Origin of the sequence: Nonomuraea basaltis, assembly GCF_005893125.1 — a bacterium.
Taxonomy (GTDB): Bacteria; Actinomycetota; Actinomycetes; order Streptosporangiales; family Streptosporangiaceae; genus Nonomuraea; species Nonomuraea basaltis.
The window spans coordinates 1-8,755 of sequence record NZ_VCJS01000358.1 but is presented as its reverse complement, the minus strand read 5'-3'; the positions used below and the strand labels follow the sequence as shown (position 1 = coordinate 8,755).

Below are 8,755 nucleotides of genomic sequence, written 5' to 3'. Positions count from 1 at the left end.
ACCCTGGCCCCCTCCGCCATCCCGTTCAGCCGCACCCTGAAGCGCTGCACGTCCCCGGTCCTGACCCACCTCCCGGCGCCGTCGGACTCGTTCACCCGCTCCAGCACCAGCGACACCCCGCCCGCGGCCACCGGCACCGAGGGCACCGCCGCCAGGATCACCGCCCCGGCAAGAATCCAGCCACGACGCATCTACGCCCACTCCCCCGCTGCGACACACATCACCCGTAGCGCAAAATAACGCTTAGTAGTCATTGTGTCACAGAGAGAGACTACTCAATCAGGCAGGAGCAGGTTCTCCACGGTCTTCATGATCGGCAGATCGGCCCCGAGCCACTCGACGTCGTAGTACTCGCCGGGCCCCAGCCACCGCAGCGCCAGATGCTCTCTGGGCTCAGGCGTGCCCGAGGCGAGCGAGGCCAGCCAGACGCGCAGCACATACCCCTCGGACAGCGGCCAGTCGCCGCCCACGCGATCGCCCACCGCGATCTCCACGCCGAGCTCCTCCCGGCACTCCCGGATCAGCGCGGCCACCTCGCCCTCCCCCGGATCGACCTTGCCGCCGGGGAACTCCCAGCCGCCGGCGAGCGCCGCGGGCTCCGCGCGCTGGGCGGCGAGCACCCGGCGGTCCACGCCGACGATCACCGCGGCCACAACCACAACCGTGCTCATAGGGAAGGATTCTGCAGCTTCTTGAGCTGCTCCAGCACATCGGGGTGCTGCAGGGGCCGGGTGAAGCCCATCCGGTTGGCGCGGGTCTGGTAGCTGGTGACCTTGATCGGCCCGCACAGCCGGCACCGGGCCTCGAGCATCTTGCCCTTCGACACCACCAGCCCGACGTGCCCGGGACTGTTGGCCGACGTCCCCGGGCCGGCGTTGAAGAACACCAGGTCGCCCGGCTGCTCCTCGCCGTCTAACACCTTCACCCCGAACGGCCACTGCACGAACGTCGTACGCGGGATCGACAGCCCCGCCGACCGGTAGGCCGCGTAGATGACGCCCGAGCAGTCGTACGCGTCCGGCCCGGTGCCGCCCCACAGGTAGGGCTTGCCCCGCTGCGCCAGCGCGTACTGCAGGATCTTGGCCACCACGTCGCTCGGTGCGGCCTCCACCAGCGGCTCGTCGCACTCCTCCTCCGCCTGCGGCGGCACCTTGACGTCGCCGGACTTGGCGTACTTCCTGGCGATCTCCTCGACCTGGTCCACGTACCACCAGGCGCGGTTGTAGACGAACAGCGCCTGCCGTATGTTCTCGGGAGCCCCGTTGCGCTTGAGCATCCGTGCGGCGCCGAGGATGGCGTCGGCCGGGTTGTACACGTCGCCCACGCCGTCACCGTCCCCGTCGGCGGCGTACCCGTTGAACCGCGACGACATCGGGATCTTGGCCTTGCCACCCCATGTGGAGATCAGGAACTGCATCGGCCCCGCGGCGCCCGCGTAGTTGGTGCCGCTCTTGACGCCGGGCAGGTTGGAGCGGCCGTGGTCGGTCTCGCGCTTGCCCACGGCGGCCAGGATGTTCCACTGGACGCCGATCTTCTTGCCGTGCTCCTTGTACAGCTCCAGGTACTCGCCCGGGATGTCAGTGGCGGCCGAGTCCGACACCTCCTCCACCTGGGTGGTGTCCTCGCAGTCGATGGAGGTGCGGCCATCGCTGATGAACGACGGCATCGAGATCAGCAGCATCGGCGACACGATCACCAGCACCAGCAGGAGCAGCCCGGCCACGCCGATCAGCAGGGCGAGGCGCACACGTGAGACGTTCACCCCGGATCACCCTCCTGGCCCTCGGTCGCCGGCAGGATGTCGAAGATCCGCCAGTCGGTCCCGAGCTGGCTCACCGTGACCGCGTAGTCCTCGGTGAGCTGCTTGGCGCCGCTCTTCGCGGCCACCTGCCTGGTGCCGGTGACGACGAAGACGATCGAGGTCTTCTCGATCTGCCTGATCTCCTTCACCCTGGCCGTGGCCGTGGAGACGATCTCGTCGTTGCGGTTCTGCTCGACGGTGCCCGCCGACGTGATCGTGCGGGTCAGCACGTTGCCGAGCTCGGCCGTCGTGTACGCCTTCACCCGGCCGGCGTAGGCCGCGGGGTCCTCGTCGTACCGGAACGTGCCGTACACGGCGGTGAACCGTTCGGCCAGTTCCGCCGCCGCGGCGAGCTGCTCCTTCTTCATCGGCAGATAGTTGTAGACGTCGAACGGCGCGGCACTCGCGGTCGCCAGCGGCGTGCTCGACGCTATGGCCAGGCTGGTGGGGCGGCTCGTCTGCGGCGTGGGCTCGGCCGGGTCCTCCGCATCCGGCCACATGGTGAGGTAGATGCCGACCGCGGCGATGACCACGACGATGGCGGCGAAGGCCACCCCCCGCCTGTCACCTGGCTGCGCCATGTTCAGTCCTTGTCCGGGTTGTTCGGCTTGAGCCAGAAGGGCACAGATGGGTTGCCGGAGCCGCCGTTACCGCTGCTGCGCAGCCACAGCGGCGGCGCCTCGGACGTGCGGGACGACGGCTCGTCGGAGCCGAAGATCCGGGGACCGCCGGACCTGCTGCCGCCCCCGCCCGAGCGTGACCCGCCGGTGGGCCTGGCTCCGCCGTTCCTGGAGCCGCCGCCGGTGCCGCCAGAGCCGCCGAACAGCCCGCCGCCCGAGCCACGCGAGCGCGTGCCACCCGAACGGGAGCCGCCCGTACCGCTGAACCTCGACCCGCGGGAGGAGCCGCCACGAGAGGCCCAGCCGCCGCCCGACCGGCCGCCGAACCAGCCGCCACCGCCACCGCCGGAGCCGGAGCCATTGGAGCCGCCCGAGCTGGACGAGCCGCCTGACCCGCCTGACCCGCCGGCCCCGCCCGTGCCGCCGACCCTGGGGCCACCGGCCGCGGCGCCGCGCGTGCGGGTCGCGCCCAGGTTGAGCGGCGGCGCGGTGCCCCTGCGCGGCTCGAGCGGTGGCCTGCTGCCCGCCTTGCCGCCCTGCTGGTCGGTGTCGAGGGGCGCCGCCGTGGCCGGGATGCGGGTGCCTGCCGCGGCGCCTTCGCCGTCCTCGCCGCGTACCCGGACCTGCCCGGTGGCCGCCGCCGCCGTCGTCGCCGCCGCGCCGGCCGGGTTCGCCATGCTGGCCGCCCTGATCAGAGGCTCGGCCTTGCGCAGGCCCCAGCGGCCGATCCTGGCCGACGCGACCGGCGGCAGCACGCCCGCCGACCGTTCGAGCACGGGCGAGCTCGCCGCGTCGCCGAGCATGCGGGTGGCGACCGAGTGGCCGTTCATCGATGCGAACAGGTGCTGGAACGGGCGCCGGTAGAAGAACACCGCGATCGTCAGCAGGGCCATGAACAGCACCTGCAGGCCCCAGGGCATGGCCGTGGAGATGATCAGGGCGTACCCGTACACGAGGACGCTCAGCACGAGCGTCAGCACGGCCTGTCTGAGCAGCGTGCCGACGAGCATCTCCACCCAGCGCATGGCGATGATGCGGCCGCTGCCCGGATGTACGCCGATCAGCAGGAACACCGGCCCCAATATCAGCAACAGCAGGAAGCCCACCTTCAGCACCAGCAGCGAGACCGCCACCAGGAAGATGAGCAGGCCGGCCACTATGGCGGCGATGAACGCGCCGACGGCCACGCCGAGCCGGTTGGACCAGTCGCGGCCGGAGAAGACGGTGTAGCGGGGGTCGTTCCTGAGCTTGTCGGCCAGCGCGGCGTACTCCTGCTGGCGGGCCCCCCGGTCGGGGGTCGGCTGACCGGCCACGGCCGGCGGGATCGACTGCATCTCCAGCACCTTGCGGCCCCAGTCGCGCACGATGGGCTGCTGCGGGTCGGCCGTGCCGAACAGGCCCACCAGCCACGGCTTGCAGACCAGCGTGGACCACAGCGCGTCGGCGTTCTGCTCGACGCCCGGCGTGCCGGTCTGGGCGTAGCCGCCCGCCTTGACCTGCGGGCTGGCCCCGCCGGGAGGCGGCAGGCAGGAGGCGCCGCCCGCGCCTGGCAGGCCGGAGAAGGCCGAATTGACCACCTCGCCGGTCTTGTCGGTGACGACCTTGCCCAGGCCGGTGAAGTCGCCCGGCCGGCTGAAGAACCAGACCGCCACGGTGACCGCGAGCACCATCCAGATCACGCCCTCGGCGGTCGTGGTGGCACGCTTGCGGATCAGCCCGTACCAGGCCAGCCAGATCGCGCCGATGATCACGATCGGGCGGAGGAGCGGCCAGTACATGGCGTCGGCGAGGCTCTGGACGATGTCGTCTACCACGTCCTTGATCGACTGGAGCGGTCCCTCGGTGGCCGCGGCCTGGTACGTGGTGATCGTCAGCCGGTCGATGGCCTTGGCCGCGGTGAAGATGCCGTTGGCCCACATGTTGCCGAGCACGGCGACGTAGTCGGCGCAGCCCAGCTCGTGGGTGTGCCAGAACTGGCCGCTCATGCCGAACTGGCCGTAGTTGGTGGTCGGTGCCTGCGGCCCGCTCGCGGGTGGCGGCGCCTGGATCAGGCCGTCGGTGCCGCCGCCGACCATCTCGGGGTTGAGCGGGCCCGACAGGTCACACGGGGCCGCGGCGGCCGGCGTGGAGACGGCGCCCACCACGAGCGGCACCACGAGAATGGCCGTGACGAGCGCGAGAGCCAGCGCGAGTCGTCGGGATAGCCGGATCTTCATGACCGTACCTCCTGCGCTCTGCCCACGCCCCCTTGAAGATCATCATGCCCGGCGCCGTCGGGTTTGTCGTGTGTCGGGTTCGTGTCAAGCCAGCGGAGAAGTTCCTCGGAGATCAGGTCTACTCCGATACGGCCGGCCCTGCCATCCAGATCGCGGAATACGCATTCGCCGTTGCCGAGCGAGCGCAGCACGGCCTTGTGCTCTTCCGACGACTCCACCCCCAGCAGGGACATGACGTGGTCCACCTCCACCCGTTCGGTGGACCTGAACGCGAAGACGGACGAGAGGCAGTTGGTCACCTGCTCGTTCAGCAGGTCTCCCGCGTTCTGCGAGACCAGCACGAGAGCGGTGTTGCGGGACCGGCCCATCCTGCTGACCTCGGGCACCAGCTTGGCGCCCTCGGGCGTGGAGGTGATCGCCCACGCCTCGTCCAGGAAGATCGCTTTGGGGGCACGCCGGTCGAGGCCGTTCATGAGCCGGCGCGCGAACTGGGAGACCAGGTAGAGCAGCGCCACCGACAGCCGCTGCTCGTAGGAGTAGTCGTCCCTGGTCGTGGTCACGTCCGGCAGCGTCAGCCCGCCGAGCGTGAACACGGTCGTCCACCCCTCGGTGTCGATCTGGTCGCCGCCGGAGGGGTCGAAGCAGAGCTTGGCCAGGCGCATCTCCGACATCGAGCGCAGCACCGCGCCCAGGTTCTTCGACGCCGGGTCGTCGACCTGCTCCAGGTAGTCCACGACCTTGCCGAGCGACGGGTCGGGCCCGTTGGACACCGCGGCCACCGCCTGGATCATCGCCGACTCGCGCTCCTCCGACATGCGGGGCAGCAGCAGCCGCAGCGTCTCGGTGGCCATGGTCTTCTTCGCCGCGATGTCGTCGCCGAACGAGAACGGGTCCAGCAGGCCCGGCGCGGCCGAGCCGAGCGGGATGATCCGCGCCTTGCGCCCGCGCTTCTCCAGGAGCCGCACGAGCGACTCGGCGTCGCCCTTCGGGTCGATCACCGCGACCGTCACGCCGCGCAGCGCCATCTGGTAGATCATCAGCAGCGCGAGCGTGGTCTTGCCGCCGCCGGGCTCGCCGGTGATCGCGATGGCGGTCGGCCGGTTGCGGGTGGCCGCCACCAGCGGGTCGAAATGCACGATGCTACGGGCCCGGCCGACGGTCTCGCCGATGTACGGGCCGAGCCAGCCCTCGCTGCCCTCGCCCAGCCGGTCGCCGAGGTCCACGGTGGCCGAGGCCATGCCGCCCGCGATCGTCCGCAGCGGCTGACGCTGGGCGTAGGCGTTGATGCGCACCTTCTCGCCCGGCAGCGCCTCGCAGAACAGCGAGAACTGGTCGCCGGTCGAGTTCACCACGTCGATGCCCATGTCGCGGTAGTGCTCGACGACCGCCTCCACCCGCTGCACGCACATCTCCTCGGTGGGGGCCGACACGATCAGGCGGTGCCAGCCGTACACGAAGGGCAGCCGCTCCTTCGTGATGCCGTGCTCCAGCATGCGGGCCGCGTCGATCTGCTCGGCCAGCGCCAGCGGCGCCTCCGCGCCCGCCTCGCGGATGTGGTGATCCATGTCCCGGGCGTGCGCGAGCTTGCGCGCCACGTCCTTCGACGCCTTGACCGCCGGGATCAGCCGCAGCCGCGACGAGATCTCCACCGGGAACGGCAGCTGGTCGGCGAAGTGCATCCACGGCTCGCCGTCCGGGAACGGCATGACGTCGGGGAACCGGGCGAACGACAGGTGGGCGACGTACGAGTCGCCCTGCGGCTGCACGATCCGCAGCAGCGATCTGCCGTTGTGGATCTCCCCCTCGACCAGCGACTCGATCTCGCCCTTGCCCCAGCGGCGCTTCGTGCTCGCCGACGGCGGCGGATCGCCGAGCGCGCCCGCGGCCGCGTGCTGGAACAACCACGCCACCTCGACGGAGGTGGCGTGACGGGCGTAGAGAGCGCTCGACGCGAGCGCTCGCCCGAGACGTTCGGCCTGTTCCGTCCACCGCCCGATCTCGCTGTCGGGCACGTGGTCGTCCTCCATGCCGAGCGCTTTCTCCGTCTTCTGGTAGAAGCCGAAGACCTGGGCCAGCACGCCGCTGCCGAGCTGCTTGCCCCGCGGGCCGAGCCGCACGCCGAGGTAGACCTCCTTCGTCCAGAAGTCCTTCGCCCAGACGTGCCGGTACATCTCCTCCAGGTAGTCGCGCCAGCCAGGCCCCTCGTCGGACGTGGCGTTGAGCGCCATGGCCCACTCCGCGGCGGGGTAGGTGCGGTGCGCCACCCTCAGATGGACCTCGGCGTCTGGCATCCTGATCGCGGCCAGCGCGATCGTGATGTTGGTGGCCAGCACCTCGCGCTCATCGGGGGTGACGAACTCGTAGCTGACCGTCGGGAGGCGGAAGTACGCCCAAGCGCTGGCGTCCGTGAGCAGGATGCGGTCGTCGAAATAGCGGACCGCGAGGCGCTGGTGCGCTCGGGACGCCCTGCTCATGCCGCCCCCTCGGCGCACGAACGGGCCAGACCTGCTCGCATGTTCACTTATCGCTCACCGATTCTCGTGCCCGGGGGGTCACTCGCCAACTCCTCTTCGCTCGCTCGTACGGTCTGTGCCGCGAAGCCCGCGACCACGACACCGGCGAGGGCGAGGAATGCCCGCCGCCCGGCCGCGCGCAACTGCCCGGGATCGACGACCTCCGCCCCATCGGGCGCCAGATCGTCCTCCCAAGGGACCCTGACGATGGCCCGGCACCTGCCCCTGGCCACCGCCTCCGCCTGCTCGACGTCGGCCATCGAACGCCTGCTCACGCCGTTGACCACCATGACCGCCCGCCTGCGCAACTCCGCGCAGCCGTGCCCGTCGAGCCACTCGTACGTCATCCCCACCGCCTCCGACGCCTCCTCGCTCGCCGGGACCACCAGCACGAGCTGGTCCGCGTACGGCAGGAGCCGGGCCGCCAGCGCGGCGGCCGGGTCGATGACGGCCAGCTTGTAGTGGCGGTCGAGCAGCCGCATCGACTCGCCCAGCCGGTGGTCGGAGAAGAAGGACCGGTCCGCCAGGCGCTGCTCGGCGTCCGCGTCGGTGTCCGCGCTGATCACCTCGAGCCCGGAGACCGTCCTCGTGGTGTAGCCGCGCATCGTCAGGTAGCCGCTGACCCGGTCCAGCCCGGACAGCAGCGAGGTGAGGGTCTCGGGGGTCTCGGGCTGGATCTTGCTGGTCAGGGTGTTGCCGCCGGTGCTGGCGTCGACCGCCACGACCCTGTCGTCGCGGTATTTGGCGAGGGTGTGGCCCAGCATGAGCGCGGTGGTGCTCTGTCCGGCGCCGCCGGTGCAGCCCAGCACGACGATCCTCCGGCTCCCGCCGAACACGCCCCTGGCCCTGGCCTCGTCCACCTCGGACCCGTCGGTCCGCACCCCGCCCCCGCCGACGACCACCTGCGCGATCCGCCGCCATCCGCCGGAGTCCCGCCCGACAACGGACTCGACCCGCCGCACCCGGCCCTCGCCCGGCCCGGGCACCGGCACGGGAGCAACGAACTCACCTGCCCGCCCATCGACCACCCCGGCCTTGCCCCGACCCCGCTCACCGGCCACGTCGTGCCCGGACGCCGCCGGCTCGTCAACAGAACCCGACGTCTGCCTCGACCGAGGTTCAGCCGTACCCGGGACCTGGTCCCTTGCCGTGTCCGACGCCCACGTGGCGGGGTCACCTGCCGTGTCCGGCGTGGCGCGGTCATCGGAGGCGACCGGCGTCAGCCTGCGGCGGTCACCTGCCTCGGTCGGCGTCGGTGTGCCACGACGGGCCGCGCCCGGCTTCCGTACCGCAGCCTCGTCCGGGCGCTCCCCGGTCGCACCGGCGTCGTCGGCTTCCTGCGCCGTCGAGTCACCCGGCACATCGCCGACCGCACCCGGCCGCTGCGATCCAGCGCTCTCGGGCCGCGCATCGCCGATCTGTCCCGGCGTGCCTGGCGCGTCGCCGACCGCACCCGGCTGCGTCTCTGAGCGGTCCGACACGTCGCCGATTTGCTGCATACCGGCCATGTCGGCCGGCGGCGGCGTGGCCGGCGTGTCGGCGTCGTCCGTATCCGGTGTCACGTTTTGTGCGGCGGGAGCGGGGGGCTCGGGGCCGTCCGCATGG

General features: G+C 71.3%; 7 protein-coding genes. All 7 read right to left on the bottom strand.

Annotated features, from left to right (window positions below; translation table 11 throughout):
• Window positions 1–191, bottom strand: a 191-nt coding sequence (locus EJK15_RS65070; protein WP_138720225.1) for a hypothetical protein, incomplete at its 3' end; no start/stop codon positions are given.
• 84 nt (window positions 192–275) lie between these two features.
• Window positions 276–671, bottom strand: coding sequence for a (deoxy)nucleoside triphosphate pyrophosphohydrolase (locus tag EJK15_RS65065; protein WP_138720224.1), 396 nt, complete (start codon window positions 669–671; stop codon window positions 276–278).
• Window positions 668–1,762, bottom strand: a complete 1,095-nt coding sequence (locus EJK15_RS65060; RefSeq protein ID WP_138720223.1) for a C40 family peptidase — start codon at window positions 1,760–1,762, stop codon at window positions 668–670. Before EJK15_RS65060 ends, EJK15_RS65065 begins: the two co-directional genes overlap by 4 nt.
• Window positions 1,759–2,382: a hypothetical protein gene (locus EJK15_RS65055; RefSeq protein WP_138720222.1), complete on the bottom strand. Its 624-nt coding sequence runs from the start codon at window positions 2,380–2,382 to the stop codon at window positions 1,759–1,761. The genes EJK15_RS65060 and EJK15_RS65055 overlap by 4 nt, the downstream gene beginning before the upstream one ends.
• A gap of 2 nt (window positions 2,383–2,384) precedes the next feature.
• Window positions 2,385–4,637 carry a type IV secretion system protein gene (locus EJK15_RS65050; protein WP_138720221.1) on the bottom strand — a complete coding sequence of 751 codons (2,253 nt, stop codon included), beginning with the start codon at window positions 4,635–4,637 and terminating at the stop codon, window positions 2,385–2,387.
• Window positions 4,634–7,111, bottom strand: a complete 2,478-nt coding sequence (locus EJK15_RS65045) for an ATP-binding protein (RefSeq protein ID WP_138720220.1) — start codon at window positions 7,109–7,111, stop codon at window positions 4,634–4,636. Before EJK15_RS65045 ends, EJK15_RS65050 begins: the two co-directional genes overlap by 4 nt.
• Before the next feature lie 47 nt (window positions 7,112–7,158).
• On the bottom strand, window positions 7,159–8,755 hold a 1,597-nt coding region (locus tag EJK15_RS65040; RefSeq protein ID WP_476739210.1), incomplete at its 5' end, for a MinD/ParA family ATP-binding protein.